The 18,528-nt window shown below is 54.9% G+C and carries 19 protein-coding genes; 5 read left to right on the forward strand and 14 right to left on the reverse strand.

Features of this window, described 5'->3' with window-relative positions:
* The first annotated feature begins 85 nt into the window (after nt 1-85).
* Both GX839_00400 and GX839_00405 read left to right on the forward strand, forming a co-directional pair.
* Nucleotides 86-409 carry a hypothetical protein gene (locus GX839_00400; GenBank protein NLB03933.1) on the forward strand — a complete coding sequence of 108 codons (324 nt, stop codon included), beginning with the start codon at nt 86-88 and terminating at the stop codon, nt 407-409.
* 98 nt (nt 410-507) lie between these two features.
* Entirely contained in the window at nt 508-708 is a 201-nt protein-coding gene (locus GX839_00405) for a hypothetical protein (protein NLB03934.1), read from the forward strand.
* 53 nt (nt 709-761) lie between these two features.
* On the opposite strand, the gene GX839_00410 is transcribed toward GX839_00405, so the two are convergent.
* On the reverse strand, nt 762-1,706 hold the full coding sequence (locus GX839_00410; GenBank protein NLB03935.1) for a helix-turn-helix transcriptional regulator: 945 nt from the start codon (nt 1,704-1,706) through the stop codon (nt 762-764).
* Nucleotides 1,707-2,069: 363 nt separating this feature from the next.
* The gene (locus tag GX839_00415; protein NLB03936.1) at nt 2,070-2,240 is read right to left on the reverse strand and encodes a hypothetical protein; all 171 of its coding nucleotides are present in this window, start codon (nt 2,238-2,240) and stop codon (nt 2,070-2,072) included.
* Nucleotides 2,241-2,370: 130 nt separating this feature from the next.
* On the opposite strand from GX839_00415, the gene mtnA reads away from it, so the two are divergent.
* The 3 genes from mtnA to GX839_00430 all read left to right on the forward strand — a co-directional run bounded on the left by mtnA (nt 2,371) and on the right by GX839_00430 (nt 4,898).
* Nucleotides 2,371-3,459 carry an S-methyl-5-thioribose-1-phosphate isomerase gene (gene mtnA, locus GX839_00420; protein ID NLB03937.1) on the forward strand — a complete coding sequence of 363 codons (1,089 nt, stop codon included), beginning with the start codon at nt 2,371-2,373 and terminating at the stop codon, nt 3,457-3,459.
* Between the two features lie 119 nt (nt 3,460-3,578).
* A complete protein-coding gene (locus GX839_00425) occupies nt 3,579-4,145 on the forward strand; it encodes a hypothetical protein (GenBank protein ID NLB03938.1) in 567 nt (188 codons plus the stop codon).
* An 81-nt stretch (nt 4,146-4,226) separates the two neighbouring features.
* Nucleotides 4,227-4,898 (forward strand): hypothetical protein, encoded by a 672-nt coding sequence (locus tag GX839_00430; GenBank protein NLB03939.1) that lies wholly within the window; start codon nt 4,227-4,229, stop codon nt 4,896-4,898.
* A 49-nt stretch (nt 4,899-4,947) separates the two neighbouring features.
* Here the strand turns inward: GX839_00430 and GX839_00435 are convergent, their stop codons facing one another.
* The 12 genes from GX839_00435 to GX839_00490 all read right to left on the reverse strand — a co-directional run bounded on the left by GX839_00435 (nt 4,948) and on the right by GX839_00490 (nt 18,489).
* The gene (locus tag GX839_00435) at nt 4,948-5,874 is read right to left on the reverse strand and encodes a DUF2156 domain-containing protein (protein NLB03940.1); all 927 of its coding nucleotides are present in this window, start codon (nt 5,872-5,874) and stop codon (nt 4,948-4,950) included.
* A gap of 15 nt (nt 5,875-5,889) precedes the next feature.
* Nucleotides 5,890-7,035, reverse strand: coding sequence for a glycine reductase (locus GX839_00440; protein NLB03941.1), 1,146 nt, complete (start codon nt 7,033-7,035; stop codon nt 5,890-5,892).
* A 3-nt stretch (nt 7,036-7,038) separates the two neighbouring features.
* Nucleotides 7,039-8,571, reverse strand: coding sequence for a glycine reductase (locus GX839_00445; GenBank protein ID NLB03942.1), 1,533 nt, complete (start codon nt 8,569-8,571; stop codon nt 7,039-7,041).
* 103 nt (nt 8,572-8,674) lie between these two features.
* Nucleotides 8,675-9,145, reverse strand: a complete 471-nt coding sequence (locus GX839_00450; GenBank protein ID NLB03943.1) for a glycine/sarcosine/betaine reductase complex selenoprotein A — start codon at nt 9,143-9,145, stop codon at nt 8,675-8,677.
* Nucleotides 9,146-9,229: 84 nt separating this feature from the next.
* Nucleotides 9,230-9,559 carry a thioredoxin family protein gene (locus tag GX839_00455; protein NLB03944.1) on the reverse strand — a complete coding sequence of 110 codons (330 nt, stop codon included), beginning with the start codon at nt 9,557-9,559 and terminating at the stop codon, nt 9,230-9,232.
* Between the two features lie 14 nt (nt 9,560-9,573).
* Nucleotides 9,574-10,533: a thioredoxin-disulfide reductase gene (gene trxB, locus GX839_00460; GenBank protein ID NLB03945.1), complete on the reverse strand. Its 960-nt coding sequence runs from the start codon at nt 10,531-10,533 to the stop codon at nt 9,574-9,576.
* Between the two features lie 28 nt (nt 10,534-10,561).
* Nucleotides 10,562-11,869: a glycine reductase complex selenoprotein B gene (gene grdB, locus GX839_00465; GenBank protein NLB03946.1), complete on the reverse strand. Its 1,308-nt coding sequence runs from the start codon at nt 11,867-11,869 to the stop codon at nt 10,562-10,564.
* A gap of 10 nt (nt 11,870-11,879) precedes the next feature.
* Nucleotides 11,880-13,163 (reverse strand): beta-aspartyl-peptidase, encoded by a 1,284-nt coding sequence (locus GX839_00470; GenBank protein ID NLB03947.1) that lies wholly within the window; start codon nt 13,161-13,163, stop codon nt 11,880-11,882.
* 28 nt (nt 13,164-13,191) lie between these two features.
* Nucleotides 13,192-13,629 (reverse strand): GrdX protein, encoded by a 438-nt coding sequence (locus GX839_00475; GenBank protein ID NLB03948.1) that lies wholly within the window; start codon nt 13,627-13,629, stop codon nt 13,192-13,194.
* A gap of 231 nt (nt 13,630-13,860) precedes the next feature.
* Nucleotides 13,861-16,293, reverse strand: a complete 2,433-nt coding sequence (pheT, locus tag GX839_00480) for a phenylalanine--tRNA ligase subunit beta (GenBank protein ID NLB03949.1) — start codon at nt 16,291-16,293, stop codon at nt 13,861-13,863.
* Nucleotides 16,294-16,302: 9 nt separating this feature from the next.
* Nucleotides 16,303-17,340: a phenylalanine--tRNA ligase subunit alpha gene (gene pheS / locus GX839_00485; protein ID NLB03950.1), complete on the reverse strand. Its 1,038-nt coding sequence runs from the start codon at nt 17,338-17,340 to the stop codon at nt 16,303-16,305.
* A 60-nt stretch (nt 17,341-17,400) separates the two neighbouring features.
* On the reverse strand, nt 17,401-18,489 hold the full coding sequence (locus tag GX839_00490) for a hypothetical protein (protein NLB03951.1): 1,089 nt from the start codon (nt 18,487-18,489) through the stop codon (nt 17,401-17,403).
* Nucleotides 18,490-18,528: the final 39 nt, after the last annotated feature.

Below are 18,528 nucleotides of genomic sequence, written 5' to 3' on the forward strand. Positions count from 1 at the left end.
GAATGGGAGTAGGACTTGCAAGCAAAATTGATTCAGATTCTTATCAATGTCTGTCCATATTTTATTTTGACAGGGGGGATACGTATTGAGGTACAGCATTGATTTGGAGAGGTTACCGATTCATGAATATCAAGACCTGCTCAAACAACAAAATCTATTACCAGGACGCAGAATTCTGTGGCAAGGTCTTGAGGAGAACTTTGCATCATTTGAAAGACAAGGAATTAAGTCGATCGCGGAGTTGAAAAACATCATTTCAAGTCCAAAGAAAATGGCAGCCTTTGCAAGTGAATGTGGGGTACCAGAGGAATACCTGGTCATCTTGAAGCGTGAAATCGGCAGATTGGAGCAAAAACCAGTTTCGCTTCCGGACTTTCCGGGTATCGATGGATCATTGCTTGTAAATTAAGTGAATCAGGACTTGGAACATCGAAAGACTATTGGGATCAAAAACAGGACTTTACAGACGAATTGTGTTGGCTTTGTGATCTTGTGCGTATCAATGGCGTGGGTCCCCTTGCGGCAAGGGCATTCTATGAGGCAGGTTACCAATCTTCAGCTGAAATCGCTGCAGCGGATGCAGAAGCTATGTTGGTCAAGGTGTCCGAAGTAAACGCGATCCATGGTTACTACAAGGCAAGACTGGGAGTCAAAGATATGCAATTTTGTATTGACTTCGCCTTGCTGCTTCAAAAATATGCTGTTTGATGCAACAGGGGGATGACAGAAGGACTGTCCCCCCCTCTGTCACCTATTCTTGCCTAATCATCAACAAAGATTGAAGCGATGATACTGACCAGCCCAAACAAAACCCCGGCGATAGGCCAAATGACCCATGAAGATCCCCATTTATTGAATATAAAACTAATAGCCAAATACAAGATGACGATAGAAAGCCAGTAAATTCCTGCAATTCTCCCGTATATAACACTATTCTTTTTTTTGTTAGGGGTATAATCGCCTTCCTGCAGAACGATGAGGAACGAGTTATTGTAAATACTCGTTCTAACCAGAAGATGCACACCAATAGCGACCATTGTAATGAGAAGAGAAGGGGCAACAGAGGATAGAACTGGGATATTTAACAATGCATCCGAGACAATAACCGGAATAACAGAAACGATAATCAATACAACCCCCAGGCTGAGGTTTTTGACATGGCTATTTCTGTATTTTTCCTTTTCCCTTCTCACAGCGCTGTCAACACCATACTCAAGCTCGAAAGAATCCTCTTTTAGAAATTTATACGGCTCCATGGAATGGTTTGACTTAATAAATAAGGGAACAGCGACGGCAACCATTGCGATCAGCATTAAGATTCCCAGGCTTCCATTTTCAAAGAGCTGGTTTGACAAGGTCAATAGGGCAGGAGCGATAATACATAGAAAGACACCAATCGCTATGCTTTTGGAATACTTTTTATTGGCCTCTATGAAAGCGCTGGCATCTTCCAGGCTGATCCGCCTGAGACTTCCATTATCTTTTGCCTCAATATACTCTGCTTCTTCAATTTCATCTTTTAGCAAATAATCGATAGAGACTGAAAATAGATTGCTCAGCTTAATGATTTTGTCCATATCCGGGATAGATTGAGCTCCTTCCCACTTTGATATTGACTGACGTGATACATTGAGTTGCTCAGCGAGTTCCTCCTGACTTAAAGCAAGTTTTTTCCGATGGTATAAAATTTTGTCTGCTAAGATCATTTCATAACCTCCTCATATTCTTCATATTTTTCAACTTAGAATATAAGTTCCCCGTTAGTTGCATACCATAAAGAGCTCCATTCAATTTGTCAACCGGTGGTAGCAAAACTGAAAAAGCGTAAATCAACAACCCTGATTCATCTGCGTCATCTACGGAAGACAGTCGCGATTAGAATACGATGCTTGTCTTACCGTTTAAACACCGTGGAGATCGAAATGACGATTTAGTTTGGCCCGCGGAGTCTGACCCCGTGATCTATTTGATACTCCATGTGCAGGGGCCGGCTTTGCTGGTCCTGAGGTGTCCGAAGTAAACGAGAAGCATCGCTCCCACATGGAAGGCGAAATTGGGAATTAGGGTATTCAATTTTGTGTTGACTTTGCCTGCGAAACAAGCCAAAAGGACATTTCTTGTGATTCCTTTATGTAATTCAAGGTGCTTTCCGGCAAGCCGAACCATTCAGGCAAATCACTCAAAATGCTTCCGGCAATCTTTTCCTTCTCATTCTTATCTCCGGTTTTTCGCACAGTCACTTCAGTAATCCCTCGAAGCAGAAGAGCAAAGGTTCCGAATACAGGAAAAACACCCGCTCTTGATTGGAAGATTCATCGCCCTGTAAGATGAAGGCGATATCGTGAAGGGAAGGGGTCAGCCGTGAATCAAGTGGAGGCATTTTTCGAGCAGGTCATCTCCGTCAAGTGGGCACCCGGCAAAGAAGCTGTCGATATCATCGACCAGACACTTTTGCCGGGAAAGATCAAGAGGATCCAGCTCAAGCAGAAAGAGGAGATTTGGGAAGCCATTCAATCGCTCCGGGTCCGGGGCGCACCGGCCATCGGTGTGATGGCGGCCTACGGCATGGCTGTCATGGCTCAAAACATACAGACTGAAGATTATGAGTTCTTCTGCCGGGAATACAAGAAGCTTTCGGATTACCTGGCCTCTTCCCGTCCCACAGCGGTGAATCTGACCTGGGCGCTGAACCGGTTGTGGGCTTTCGTCAAAGCCAGCCGGGGGAGACCCTTATCTGAGATCAAAAAACAGCTCTTTGTCGAAGCTGAAGCTATCCGGGAGGAAGATGTTGCCATCAGCCGCACTATAGGCAGGATTGGCTTTGACCTTTTGAAAGACTTGAAAAAGGAAGACCGCCCCGTCGGCATCCTGACCCATTGCAATGCCGGCACCCTGGCCACCGCCAAGTATGGCACAGCGACGGCACCCATGTACATCGCCCTGGAAGAGGGCTGGTCCGGGGATCAGATGCATGTTTACTGTGACGAGACTCGGCCGCTCTTGCAGGGTATCCGGCTGACCTCCTTCGAGCTCAAAAACGCAGGCATCAAAACAACCGTTCAATGTGATAACATGGCCTCTGTTCTGATGGCCCAGGGAAAAATTGACATTATTTTTGTGGGTTGTGACCGCGTGGCTAGGAACGGGGACGCCGCCAACAAGATTGGCACCAATACGCTGGCCATCCTGGCCGGACATTACAAAGTGCCATTTTATGTGTGCGCCCCCAGCTCCACCATTGACATGGCCACGGCAACGGGTGACGGCATTCCCATTGAAATCCGCGATCCGGATGAGATCACTGACATGTGGTACCGGGAGAGAATGGCACCTCCGGACATGGATGTCTTCAACCCCGCCTTTGACGTCACCAGCCATACCTTGATCTCGGGGATCATCACAGAGAGGGGCTTGTGCCGGGCACCCTTCGACCAAGCTTTTGAAACCATCGGTTTGTAGGGCTGGCGTGAAAAAACCGGATCACAAATGCATGCGACCGTTCTTGCCTAACCGCCTTGCTCAAGGTAAGCTACGCTAAGAGCACGAGAGCATGCAGATCCGTCCTGCGGAACAGGGAGGTGATCACAATCCGAAAACTCAGGGAATTGATGCATTCATCAGGATCAGGGCGCCGTCAGCCCCTGCGTCTGCCGGGTTTGCGGATAATCAAGACCTCCTTGGCGGTTCTCCTTTGCCTGCTCTTCTACGCCCTGGTTCCCCTGCCGGCAACCTTTAAGGTGGTCACGGCCCTGGTCGCGGCTATCATCTCTTTGCGGAGCACCATCCAGGAAAGCTTTGCCGCTTCCTTGACGCGTATCCAATCAACCTTCGTCGGAGCTGTCTTTGGTTTTGCGGTTTTGTTAACCAAGGACAAGTTCGGCATGGACGATCGCTCCATGATCTACGCGCTTGTGCTCTCCCTGGGCGTGGTTTTGGTTATGTGGATCAGCGTTTCCTTTTTCAAGGAAACGGGCGCAGGCCTGGGCGCTATCGTTTTTTTGGCCATCGCCCTGGGCCTGTCAGAAAACGTGACTCCCTTTCAACTGGCTGTGGCGCGTTTCCTGGATACCCTGATCGGCATTGTCATCGCCCTTGTCATCAACAGGGTTTTACCTTTCCCTCCTGAGGAAGGACGAGCGGATTAAGTGGGCGGAGACAACTGAGTCGTACTTTGCTAAACTGGTGCAAATGACTTCCACCGCACTTCTGCTTCGGGGAGGCGTGCCATGAAGTATTGCTCTTTTTTCATTGCATTGTGTTTGCTTCTGGTCGTGACTGCCTGCGATGGAGGCCGTTTTTCTCCTGAAAGACGAAAACCGGAAGATTCGCCCCTGCACGAGGAATTTTCGGAGGAAACGGTTCCGGCCGACCCAAAAATTCCTGAGCCGCCGGCCATTCCGTCCACAGGTGAGCAGTCGCACACCCAACCCAATATGCCAGCCATGGAAATAACGGAGCCGCCTGCACCTGAGGGGGAACCCGGGGAGGCAAGCGACCTGTTTACCGAAGGCACGGAGCTTGAGTTTCCTGTTCCCTCAGCCAGCGTGGCAGAAACGGAGACGGTGGACGCGGGCCCGACTCGAAGTGACCAACCCACCCCCCAACCAAGCCCGTCTGCTGCAAGCCGGAAGACCAGTTCTTCTACCACGACCCCGACAACAACCCATACGACAAGTCCTCCCACCACGACACCGACAACGACCGAAAAAACGACAAAGACCACGCACAGCACAACGCCTATCGATCATCCCTACGTGGCCAGCCAGAACTCCAAGGTTTTCCATCTAAAGACCTGCGGTCATGTCAACCAGATCAAGGAGCATAACAGGGTCTATTTTCAAACAAGGGAAGAGGCCGTCCAATCAGGCCGCGAACCCTGCCAGCACTGCAAACCGTAGCGATTCATCGAGTCTTGCATGCGGGGCGTGGTTGGGTCTTTCAAACATGTCATTCCAGATAGCAGCGTTCCATCCACTCAGGTTTGGACTTATCCGTATAGACCGTGTACTTGGACAGGAGGGCCACTGGCCCGTAGCTCATCTTGGACTGGCGCAGACCGGGATCCCCGTTATCATCCTCACGGTTGATGAAGTGCACTGACTTGCAGTTGCCGAACATCTTGACGAACTCATAGACCAGCATCTGGTAAACACCCCTGAAGCGGGTGTCCGCTTTCTCAACATGAATGTAGAGGGTGTCGCCCTGAACCTCCGCTAAGGAGAAGCCGGCCACCTGGTCGCCGGCAAAGAGGACGCCGCCGAACATACCGTAGTCACGCAGGTGATCCAGGACTTCCCGGATCTTGCGTGCCTCTTCTTTCAAGGTGCGGTCCTGCGGTGGGTTTTCTTTTTCAATGGCACAGGCAAAGTCACAGACCGCCGCCCGGTTGAAGGTGGTAATAATCTCAAAACGCCAGTCAGGGGTAGCGCGCATGAAGCGGTTGATGTTATTGCGGGTTGAGCGGTGCTTGCCTCCCTTGAGTTCGAGCAGATCTTCAGCTTCGTAAAGGTAATCGAAATAGTCCCGTTCAGCGATGGCGTGAAAATCCGGGTACCTTCGGGAAAAAAGAGGCAGGTCCATGTCGCCGACAATGCAGAAGACCAAGGGTTCGCCCTTTTCCCTGCAATGCTCCTCGAGCAGGGTAAGGGCCTCTTCCCGGTTCTCGCCGAGTGGAACCGTGTAGGCCGTGTGGCTGTCAAAAATCCGCATGCTGATGATCAGGCAGTCTGCTGCGATGACGAATTCGTTATAAAAGAGATCACGCCACATAAAAAGGCCGCCGACCGTCAAGTCACACAGCCTTTGCGGATTGGGATCAAGGAAGGGCTTGATCAGCGGCAGATGTTCCAATTGAAGTTTCTGAAAATCCAACATGGATCTGAAGCACCTCTATTCGCCGATGAAACCGCCCTCAATCAAGATATTTCGAGCGTCACCGAGTTTCAAAGATGATACACGGACCATGGGGCCTGTGCAACCCATACCGGATTCAGCGTAGATCCCCCCGGCCCACAAGAGCTGGACAGCTTTCTCCAAGTCTAGCACGTCGATGCCTTCGATCGCCTCCGTTACAACTTCCCGGGGCGGCGCTGCAATACCGTTGTGCCCGGTTAATCCTTGCCGTCTCTCCTGCAGGAGCTTATCCAAGCCGGCTTTTCTTGCCTGGGCCAGTTCATTGAGATAGATGGCCCGCAACTTGTTTTTGGCCGTATTGGCAGCATATTGAATGGCTGCCGCAATGACCGGGGCACCCGAGGCGCGGGAGATGATGTGAACCACACCCTCCATCTTTTCGCCGACGCCGGGACCGTAGCCCGCGCCCACCGTTTCACAGCTGCCGCCGGAGGAATAAGCTGCCAGCACTTTTAAAAGCGCGTTGCCCGTCAGGGAGTCGGCGACCAGGACATCCTGCGAACCCCGGAGGACGTCGTTGCCCCGCATAACTGCGCCGCCGTCAGCCCGTCCGGATTGGGCAAAGGTGAAAGGATAGCCTTTTTCCTTCAACGTTTTGAGGATAAGTTCGGCCTGGCGGGCGCCATCCAGATTAAGCAGGCCCACAGTCGGGTTCGTAAGACCGTCCGCTTTGGCGGTTGCCAGGCCGGCGATGGCGTTCAAGACCAGGGCCTCCACCCGGTCAGTCGATGAAGTTCCGGTGGTTGAAGCCAGGTAGAAATCCCTGCCGGTTGCGGGTGCCTTGATCCTGCCTACCGTGGCAACGCCGATGGGGAAGGGGTAATGCATGGCGACTGCCGCATCTGCCTCACCCGATATGAGCAAAGTTTCCATCCGGGCCGAGGCGCTTTCTGCACAGTCATAAGGGAGGGTCGTGACGCCTTCTGCTTCCTCTGTCCCCAGGTAGAGCACTGAAATGCCCTGGCCGGCCGCCTTAAGGCAGCCTTCCATGACCTGATGTTCGCCCAGTTCCGAGCCCAGGGCCATGACGGCGACAGTGGATTTTGTGCCGAATTCCCCCGTCTCCAGTCCTTGAGCCAGTTCTTCGAAAATAAGGGCGATTTCACGCTTGACCTGATCCATGGCCTACCTGCCTTCCCTGAGGGCGGACGCAAAATCACGGAGAGACTCGGCGATCAGGCGGCGGATTTGATCGGAGGAGGCCTGAACTTCTTCCTTTCCCCTGTTTTGCTCCAAGAGGAAGGAGATGCCGTCGAAGAGGTTGGTCATGCGGCCCAGGAAGAGCGAACCCTTGCCGATGATCATGACCCGTCCGATTTCCCGGTTGAGCAGGGCTTGCCTGGCGTGGCCCATGAAGGGCACGCCCGAAGGAATATGCCCCTGGGTGGGGGCAAAGCCGGGCAGACCGTGCTTGGCGACAAAATTGTTTAAGTCGGCCCGCTCCAAGTCACCCTGCTTGACGGCCAGGGCCCCGATCATTTTCATGTTGGATTCGGGGACGTTGCCGGCACCGGCCGGCTTGGTGATGTCCGGATTTTGCATCTCAGGTGAATAGTAATCGACGTCAGTGACCTTGAGATTTAATTTCGCCAGCGGTTCGGTGACCAGCGAGGCGATGACATTTTGAGGGGAACTGCCGGTGCCGACCGTGTGTCTGCCGGGTTGACTTACAATAATCTCGGGGTTGATCCCGTCGTTTTCCGAAACAATGGCGGCGAAACCCGCCAGGCAGTCTTCGAGGACGGGCAGGTCTTTCTTGACATGATCTTTGCCGTTCATGCCCAGCTTGGCCGTGGAGCCGCCGGCGGTGACAGCCACTGTCTTGAAAGTGCCGGCCTTGACCAGGGAGGCTGCCAGGACCAGGGCATGCGCCGGAGCCGCGCAAAAAGCCCTGACGTCGCATCCGGTTGAGTTGGCAAGTCCCGCCATCTCGGCCGTGGCTTTGGCAAAGTTGCCGCCGCCCCGCTGGTTCATGTCGCCGCAGGCTTCCTCGGAACAGTCAATGGTGTACTCAATTTGATCCGGATCCATGCCGCTGTCTTTTACGGCGAAAAGGAGAGCCAGGGTGCTGGAAGCCTTGGACACCAGGTTTTCCAGCATGACGGGGGCCGACAGGTTGGGGTCCATGTCATGGGCACGGCGGACGGCGCCCACGACCCGGTCTTTCATGTAGAGGCCTTCCGCGCCTTCGTCATGGATCAGCTGTTTCAGTTTCGCCTGATCGACACCGTTTGTGATGCGGCTGATCAGATAGTTCGAAATAAGGGGGTGGCCTTCGAGTTTAGGCTTGGTCTCATGGACAAAATCCTGATCCAGGAAGACCAGCTGGAATTCATCCACAGCTTGGATCAGAAGATAGAATTCGTCCTGGGGCATGATCTCGCCGAAGGGGCCGAAGCGGTCGTCCCGGGGGCTGGTCATTTCATGCCAGGGGCCGGGGATCTCTTTAAGATTATCAGGCGTCAGATTGCCGATATAGACCTGGTTGGGGTAGTAAGCGCGTACCCGGTCATAGGAGCGGAGGCGGGCGGGAAGCTCCCGCAGATAGTCTGAATCCGGATTGACCGCGCGCTCGGTCGTCTGTGTCGTCCCGTTATGGATCACCATGTCGGGGGTGTGGACAAGAATGTAGCCCGCGCCTTTCATGACACTATTCATCTTGTGACAGTCCTGCCTTTCAAGGGGTATCTTGGAAAAGATGCCCCGGCTCTGCCTTCAAGAAGGGCAGTTTGATACCGGGGCATCCGAATCGATCTTATAGCTAGTGTTTGACGACAAGCTGCCTGATCGAGTTCATCTCATCTGTGATCTCATCGATATCCAGGACCATTTCCATCATGGAAACCTGTTCATCGTAGACCCCGGGGTCGTATTCTGCCTTGACTTCCTCTTCACAAACGTGGTAGACGCTGAGTCCCAACGGGACTCCTGTCAACGGACCTGCGAATGTCGGATCACCTGCGGTGACCGTCTCAGCCGCGATTCCGGAAGCTTCACCTTCGGCGGCGCCCAGGAGAACCACTATGTTCCCTGCACCGTACTCCTCCGTGAGTTCCTTGATACGCTTCTGGTTTTCCAGATCCATTGCTCCCGCAGCCGTTCAGACAAAGCACTCCGTTGTGGAGAAGATCACCTCGGCGCCTGCTGACTCCGCGCAAAGCGCGATCGCCGGGCCGGGAACCCCGTCGCGGTCACCGATCACGATGACCTTTTTGCCTTCGAGTATGCTCATACCCTGCTCCTTTCATCCGATTGATATTGAAGGGTGCATTTTCACCCATCTCCAAGGGATCTGCCTGAGGCAGTCCCGGGAAATCTAAGTTCTGTCGGCGCAAAATTCCTTCAGCATGTCTTCGACTGCCTCGGGACTTGCGTCTTCTTTTACCAGTTCCCCGGTCTTTTCGCCGTTTTCATAAATAGCGATAACCGGCAGGCCTAAAATGCGCTGCGAGATGGCCAGCCTCCGGGCATTGGATGTGTTGAGGCCAGTGAATCGGATTCGGTCACCGTACTCTTCTTCCAGCCGCAGGATGTGAGGTTTCAGCGCCTCACAGGGCACACAGCCGTTGCCGTAAAAGTCGACCAGGACTGGCCCGGTGGCCTTGAGGACCTCTTCTTCGAAGTTGTTTTTGTCAAGTTCAAACATGGTAAATCCTCTCCTTAACCGATCCGGCCCGAGGCCAGATCATGTTCCACCTGCATGGCTGCCACGGCGCCATCGGAGCAGGCCGTGACAACCTGGCGAAGCGGCTTCTTCCTGATATCACCGGCGGCATAGACGCCCGGCAAATTGGTCCTCATGGCATCATCTGTCAGGATGTAGTGGTGTTCCATGTCGACCAGGCCCTCGAAAAGCTCGGAATTAGGCAGAAAACCGATGAAAACAAAGACGCCGAACATGCCATCATCTTCATCCGCCTCAACCTTGCGCTCTTCACCTGTCTTCGTATCCTTGACCGTCATGGCGGACAGGACCCCCTCCGGGCCGTGGAGTTCCGTGACCACGGAATTCCACATGAAGTCGATTTTTTCGTTGGCGAAAGCCCGCTCGCGGATGGATTTGACAGCTCTCAGCTCATCGCGCCTGTGGACGATGGTGACCTTCCTGGCGAACTTGGTCAGGTAGATGGCTTCTTCGACTGCTGTATCCCCGCCGCCTATGACGAAAACCTCCAAGCCCTCAAAAAAAGAACCGTCACAGGTGGCGCAGTAGGAAACGCCGCGGCCAGTGAATTCTTCTTCGCCCAGACAGCCGATGGGCCGGGGATGGGCGCCGGTGGCGATGATGACCGCTTTGGCCTCATGGATGCCGTCACGGGTATGGATTCGCTTGATGACACCATCAAGCTCAACCTTGGTCACATTGGCGGACAGGCGCTCAACGCCAAATTGGGTACACTGGGCTGTCATGCGGGCAACCAGTTCCGCGCCGCTTTCTTTTTGACCGGGACCAGACAGACCTCCGGGGTAGTTTTCAATTTCATCCGTGATGGCGATCTGGCCTCCATCAACTCCTTTTTCGATCAGGAGCGTATCCAGGCGCGCCCGGCCGGCGTAGAGGCCAGCCGCAAGCCCTGCCGGACCGGCGCCAATGATAATGAGATCGTAGATTTTTTCCATACTGCACATTCCTCCTGGATGGCCGGCTTCAATCAAAAAGGGTCTGTTCCGTGACTTCCTGTGTCAAGGCGTCAAGTGCCTTGCCGACCAGCTGCCGCCTTAACTCGTACTCATCCTTAGGCTCAAGATCGGGCTTGCCAAGCGGGTAAGGGATGGCCACCGTCGGCACGATCCTGTTGGCTCCGACCGTCATGGAGATGGGAGTCACCGTACACAGGTGGACCACCGGGATGCCCGCGTTTTCAATTTCTTTGACCATGGTTGCACCGCAACGCGTACAGGTGCCTCAGGTCGAGGTCAGGATGACTGCGTCGACACCCTGGGCCAGCAGCTTTTCCGTGATTTCCATGGCAAATCGTTTGGAACTTGCCACCGAGGTGCCGTTGCCGACCGTCGAATAGAACCAGTCGTGCAGCTTGCCGATCTTGCCCTCTTTTTCAAATTGGCGCAGGACATCGACCGGCACGATACGGTCTGCATCCTGGTTGGCGTAGACAGGGTCGTAGCCCCCATGAGCTGTTTCGTACGTCTCTGAGGTTAAATCGTCGACGCCGGCAATATGGTAACTGCCGTAACGGGTGGCAGACGAACTCTCAATGTGGTCGGGATTTCCCTTGGGCACGATGCCGCCGGAAGTGACCAGGGCGATGGAGGCCCGGGACAGGTCCCTGATGGCCGGGCCCGGCGGGACCCGGTCGTAGGAGGGCATTGGGTATTCAGTGACAAAAGGCTTGTCATGGAGTTTGTTGAGCAACATTTCGATGGCCCGGAGGCTGCCTCTTTTTTGGTCAAAGAAATTCTTGCGGACTCCATTGGGCAAATATCCCTCTTCGATCGAAGCACCGATTTCCTGCCGTTTGACAAGTTTCAACCCCAAGCCGGCCATGACGGGCACCACCCGCCTCATACCAGCCGCATTGTCGCCTGTTGCGACGATATAAACCTTCTCGCGGTACATGTCGGCGCCGGGGTTTTCCACATACATGCCGGTGACCGCGGGGATGCCAAGCTCAGTCTGGACAGCATCCGCAATACTGCCGCAGGCGACACCGTAGCGGCCGGCGTTGAAGGCGGGACCGGCAATGAAAAGATCAGGCTTTTCCTCACGGACCATGTCGAGGACGGTTTTTTTGGCAAGGTCCAGATTCTCGTTGTACCAGGAATCACCGCAAACAATGGTAGCGGTGATGACAGCCTGGTCGCCGAAAGCCATGGTGAAGGCGATACCCGGGCCTACAGGCCCCTCCCTTTTCTCCGCGGGGTAATCGGCCATCTCCTCGCTGCCCACCTGGCCGAAGAACTGATTGATGTAATGGACGACTTTATATTGACTCACGGGATCCTCCTTAGCGAGCGCTCAGACGGTTGTAGCCCAGTTCGTTGGTTGCGCCGGTGATCACCTGGAGTTCGGCCTCAATCGAACCGTCCGCCCTCAGCGAACCGTCGTGGCCGCCGGCGATGGTATCGACGTAGTCCAGGGTGCCGATGACACGGTCCATGGGTGGCAGCACGATGGGCATGTTGGCGTTGCCGGTTGAAACAACAGCATTGACCAGGGCGTCGGCATCGGCCAAAGACTGGCTTTTGCCGTCCGGTCCGGCGTACTCATCGGTGATAACGACCGTTTTGATGCCTTTCTTTTCAAGCTTGGTGCAGTTCATGATCAGGTCGGTATCGGGATTGCCGAAACCTTCCTGGGAAATAATGGCGCCGTCAAAAGGAAGGTATTCAGCCATTTCAGCTGTCCAGTCGGAGGAGCGGACTTTGTCGGACAAGTAAACAGTCTCATTGGTGATGATCATGCCAACAAAATTCAGGGTCTTGCCGTGCTGGTCCAGAAGGTCACGGATGACCGGATTGTTCAGATGATGGTAGGTGGTGTTCTTGTCACAGGCCGATACACAGTTGCCCGAAACGATGGCTCCGTCCATCAGTTCAGTCGGCCGGATGATGGTGGAAAGCGTCCGCTTGGCGTCCACGCCGTAGACATAGGTGTCGTGGAGGAGTCCCTGGCTTTGGAGCATCATGACGTAACCAACACGTGGCAGACCGCGCAGGGCGGCGTCGAAAGTCTCAGCAATCCGGGGCGTTTTGAAAACCTCCGTTTCGTCCGGCGTGAGGTCACGGGCCAGTTCACCCAGTGTGACGGCCAGCTGCAGACCCGCCATGCGGGCCGCCTTCTCGTAGTCGTGGGGCGAGATGCCGTCCGCCGGTTCCATAACCAGCACCAGGTTATGCAATTTTGAGAAGGGAGTGTAGTCAGCTCCCGGCCCGGTCATGTCGATGATGCCTTCCTGAAAGCCGACAATACGGCCCACGGTCACAAGCGCCATGCCCCGCAGGATATGGGTCCGCCCTGAGCCAACCGTATCAACCTTGGAGACCATGCCGGGAAAGATCCCCCCCGGGCCTTCGACTTTGACGCGAGGTTCGATCACGTCTTTGACCGGAGTGATGCGGATGCTTTCGCCGGGATTAGCGATTTCCAGATGGGCCTGCCTGATGTGCGGATCAGCCAGAACCTGTTCGATCAGCGGACCAGGATTGAGAATCAGGATGCCATCTTCAACCGCATTGCGATCTCCGAAGCGGATGCCGTGGATATCAATGTAGCCCAGTTCCAGTTTCACTTTTGCACCTCTGCTTCTTTGTTATGCCTCATGCCAGGCCCGAAATCTCAAGGGAAGGCAATGCGCTCTCCATCAGGCTGAGATCGACCAGCTGATAATCGCGGTCGACAGACGGCCGGTTTGCCAGGGGGCTGGTTTCAAAATCCCTGATGATGGACAGGGCCCGCTCCATGTTGACCAGCGAAAAATAATCCACCCCTTCCTCCCGCTCAAAGGTCATCAAGATAGAGCGGTAAGGAGTCTCCCCGGGTTTGACGCTGCCTGAAAGCGGGGCGGTCAGGATGCGGTGGCCGAGATGGACACGGTCGCGCGCCCTCAAAAGGACCTCGCGATCGCTGGCTTCTTGGAGAAACTCGATCGGGAATTGTTCGCTGAAGGTGTCAGCGACCATTGGATTATTTGTCAGGATCAGGTAAGAAGTGTAGTGTTTTATATCCTTTGATTCACTTTCTGTGGCTCCGCCCATAATCACCGGCTACAATTTAGGATACGCGGCAAGCCGGGGCAAGCTGTCATTTTGACGAATCTGCCACATGCCTGTTTATTCCAGTCGCCCAAGGAAGGATAATGGAGATAATCAAAGTAATTTCGAGAATATCGATGATATCATGGAATGCAACTCTTTGGCACCCCGGGCTGCAGGCCACCGGCATGCGGCCAAAACCGTATCATTCGATACGGATATATCGATATCCTGTTATCGAAGTGTGGCACCTAGCACAAATTCCAGCTTTTTGAGGAGGCGCTTGCGCATAAGATCAATCTCTTCGGAGGATAAAGTCTTCTCATCCGACGCCAGCCAAAAGCGGAACATAACCGATTTTTTGCCTTCGGGTACCTGGCTGCCCCGGTACTCCTCCACAAATTCGAGCCGGCTGACCTGGGAGGCTGCCGCTTCCTCGATTTTTTCCCAGCTAATCGCTTCATCGACCACAATAGATAGATCCTGTTCCACCAGGGGAAAGTGGGGCAGACGTTGATAGCGGTTGTCCCGGCTGGGCAAGGGAGTCAGTTTTTCGATATCGATCTCGGCTGCCGCTGCCCAGCTTTGCCTCAGGCCGATGTCTTCAGTTGTCTTGGGTGACAGCAGGCCCAGGCGGCCGACAGTCTCACCTTTGCTGTTCTTCAGGATCAGCCAGGCATTCTTGTCAGCCCAGGGGGGTTTTTCGCCTTCTCTGGTGAAAGTCCAGCCAGCCAAACGGCCATGGCGGGGCAATTCAGCCAGGATGCCTTTCAGCTTGCGAAACAGTTGCAGGGGCTCCTGGCCGGCCAGTGCCAGTGCCAGTTGTCTGTTTTGGATGGGCAGGCTCTCTTCTTTGATGCTGGGGTGGGAGCTGCCCTTTTCGAAGACCTGAGCCAGTTCAAAGAGACCAAATTCATCGTAATAGCGGTCATTTTGCACCAGGGCTTCGAGCATGCCGGGGATGAGGGAGCCGCGCATATGGGAGCGGTCGGGCGCTGGCGGCGTGGCCAAGGCCAGGAGCCGGTCTGTGTTTTCACCGGCCGCCTCCAGGAATTGATCAGCGGCCCAGGGGTAAGTGAAGATCTCCTGGAGACCTGCCCGGATGGCCAGATATTCCCTGACGGCCCGCTCACTTTCGTAATCGAGCTGACGGATGGCTTTGTCCAGTCCGATGACAGGCGGGACAAACTCGAACCGGTCATAGCCGATCATACGGCAGACTTCCTCCAGGATATCGTCCTTGATGCCAACATCACCGGTCGCCCGCCAGACAGGCACCGTGACAGTCAGTATGTCGTCACCGTCAAAGGAAGTTCTAAAACCCAGAGGTTCCAGTGTCTTCATGGTCTCACCAGCCGTCAGTGCCCTGCCTGACCGGACATTGAGGAAATGAAGCGAGACGGGAATCGTCAGCGGTTGGGTTTCCACGGCGCGGTGATGCCCGGCCGCGACGATTTTGGCCTCCGGCTGCAAGTCGCGCATGAGCTCGACCGCCAGGCCCAGGGCCTGATCACAGCGGAGTGTGTCGATGGCTTTTTCAAAGCGGGATGAGGCTTCGGTGCGCAGTTGATGGCGGGCCGCTGTCTTCCGTATCCCAATGGCTTCAAAGTTGGCTACTTCCAGGACCATGCCGGAGGTATCAGGCAGGATGGAATCGCGGGCGCCCCCCATGACGCCGGCCAGTCCGATCGGCTTGTCCTTGCCGTCGCAGATCAGAAGGTCACTGGCAGCCAGTTTCAATTCGTGGCCGTCAAGAAGTTCCAGGATTTCTCCCTCCCGGGCCAGGCGGACATGGATGCCGTCCTCGACATGATCACGGTCGAAAGCATGGGTGGGCTGGCCTGTCGCCAGCATGACAAAGTTGGTGACATCGACGGGCAGGTTGATGGGCCGCATGCCCACCGACCAGATCAGGCGCTGCATCCAGAAGGGCGAAGGCGTCGTTTTGACACCGTCGAAGACGACGGCGTCGTAACGCCTGCAGCGGTCGGTGTCGGAAATCCTGACAGTGTAGGGTCCGGGGGTGTCGGGGAGCTTGAAGGCCGGCAGCGTTTTCAAAGATCCGCCGTAAATGGCGGCCAGTTCCCGCGCGATGCCGTAATGGCCCCAAAGATCGGGCCGGTTGGTCATGGACTTATTGTCTATCTCGATGATGAGATCATCGAGTCCCAAAAGATCAGCCAGCGCCTGTCCGGGGACGGCATGGGGGAATTGGGGGGTCAGGTCGACAATGATCCGCTCGTGCTCGGCGGGGAAGAGGTCTTCCAGGTTGATTTCCTGAGAGCTGCAGATCATGCCTTCACTCAATTGGCCCCGAAGTTTAGTTGTTTTCAGTTCAACCGGTTCACCCTGGCCATGCCAGCGCACCTGGGCTCCGGGCGGTGCCACGGCAACGGCTTCCCCTGCATAGAGATTGGTGCCGCCGCAAACGATCTGGTAAAGGCGGTCCCGGCCAATATCCACCATACAGATCTGAAGGAGATCGGCTTCGGGGTGGGCTTTGACCGATTCGATCCGGCCGGCCACAATACCCTCAACCAGGTCGGCAGCATGAGTCACCGATTCCACTTCGACTGTCCGCATGGTCAGGTCATAAGCGACGCGGCCGGCGGTAAGATCCGCCGGCAGATCGGCGTACTGTCTAATCCAGTTTAACGAGATTAACATGATTCCCTCCTACTTGAACTGGCTGAGGAAACGGAGATCGGCACTATGGAAGAGCCTGACGTCATCAATGCCGTACCGCATCATGACCAGGCGGTCGAGCCCGATGTTGATGTAGAACCCGCTCCAGATATCCGGATCAAGGCCGGCTACCCGCAGGACATTGGGGTGAGGCGACCCGCCCGGCATGACCTCGATCCAGCCCGTGTGATGACAGACGGGACAGCCCTTGCCCATGCAGACCTGGCACTGCATATCGATCTCAAAGCCCGGTTCAACAAAAGGGAAGAAGCCGGCCCGCATACGGACAGGCACGTCGTGACCGAAAACGCGTTCCAAAATGGTCTCGACCAGGACCAGGCCCGAGGCAAAGGAGAAATCACGGTCGACGATTAAGGCCTCATACTGGTAAAAGGTGCGTTCGTGGCGGGCATCGGTTGCCTCGTTGCGAAAGACGCGGCCGGGATAGACAAAACGCGCGGGCGCACCGTGCTTTTGGAGATAGCGGACGCTGCCGCCAGTCAGGTGGGGGCGCAGGCAGAGTCTGTCAGCCCCTCTTTTATCTTCAGTACCGGCGATCCAGTAAGTATCCATGGAATCGCGGGCAGGGTGGTCGGGAGGAAAGTTCAGATTGTCGAAGGCGTAGAGCTCGCTGCTGATTTCGTCTTCGCTGTATATCTCAAAATTCAGGGAGCGGAAGGAATCGTTCAGGTCGTAACACATTCGGGTAACGGGGTGAAGCCCGCCTGACGCGACCCGCAGGCCAGGGACGGTCAGATCCGGAGCCGGTTCAAGAAAGGAGGCATCTTCCAAAAGGCGTTGTTTTTGCTGCTCGATGGTCCGGGCAAAGAGATCCTTGACCCGGTTGGCCAGCTGGCCCACTTCCTTGCGGTCTTCGGGCGGAAGTTTCCCCAGCCCTTTCAGAACTTCAGTCAGGTATCCCTTTTTGCCCAGATAGTCCTGGCGCAGACTTTCCAGCTCTTCGAAAGAAGCGGCCTTGCCGAGCGCGGCAATTCCCTCTTCCTTGATGGCATTGATCCGGTCTCTCATGGTATCTCTCCTGGACTTGATTGATGCTTCACTCACTTAGCATGCATTGTAGCAAAAAGATCAGGCAGTTTCGAAAAAGACGGCTTCCACCTGCCGCTCATCCTCTGTTTTCATCAACAAGAGCTGATCACCCATAAGGGTTTTCGTGACACCGCCTTCTTCGATCATTAAGATGTGGGTGGAGATCAAGTAATCGTCGATTCGGGTCAGATTCATGGGGTCGTAGCCCACAATCCGGGCCTGAACCGGCCGTTTTTGCTGGAATCGCTCTTGGAAACCGGCCAGAAGTGTGGTCCGCCTCTCATTTTCCAGGGCGGTCAAAGAGGCTGCCAGGGACAGTTCCTGGCTGGACAGGGGTTCAATGGGGCCGGGTGAGATGTCAAGCAGTTCCCAGAAGGTTTTTTTCGCTTGCAAGGGGTGGGGAACCGGCAGTCCAGCCTTGTCGGCGGTTATGGCCAGGAGGATGCCAGAAAAATAGCAGCGCCGCCGGATATCAAAAAGGTAGTCTCCCTCAAACAATTGATCCTTGTAGTAGAACAACTGCCTGGCTGCGAGTTCACTGTTAATCTGGCAGAGACCGCGGTAGCCGGCGTATTCCGCCAACCCCTCCGTCGTCTCCACCCGGAGCTCATTGATGGTCGCCCCCCCTGACAGCTGTGATTTCGCGGCCCGGACAGCGGCGATGGACCGGAGCGATTGCAAAGCGTTTTTTTCCGGGTCTTGACCTCGATAAAGTGCGGACGCAGGCAGAATCGCCGATTCACGTGAAGTCCAGGCGGTGAGGATTTCGTTTTGGGGATAAAGCAGGAGTTCCAGGTCGTTGGCGAAACGTGTCTCCCCTTCCCGGTGCTGGAAGGCGTGGAACATCTCATGGACCAGGTTGGCAGCCAGGCGGTCGAGCGAATCCGGGCTCTCGATTTTTGTCCCCGATAGATTCCAGATGGCGATCCGGGCTCCCTGGTAATCAACCGAAGTGTTGCCGAAAAAAGAATCAGGCTTGCCGGCAAGTTCGCCCCGGAAGCACATGACATCTGATGTATAGAGTGCGAAATCAACCGGTGCAAACCCCGGCCAGATTGCCTCAAAGTCAAGGTCTGCCAGCCTTTTGTCCAGATCCTGCCAGATCTCTTTCAAACGGTTATCGTCCATTTTGCCCCCTCCTTCTCCGCAGTCCTTTTATCAGTATAC

The sequence above is a fragment of the Fastidiosipila sp. genome (assembly GCA_012511175.1).
Classification (GTDB): Bacteria; Bacillota; Clostridia; order Saccharofermentanales; family DTU023; genus UBA4923.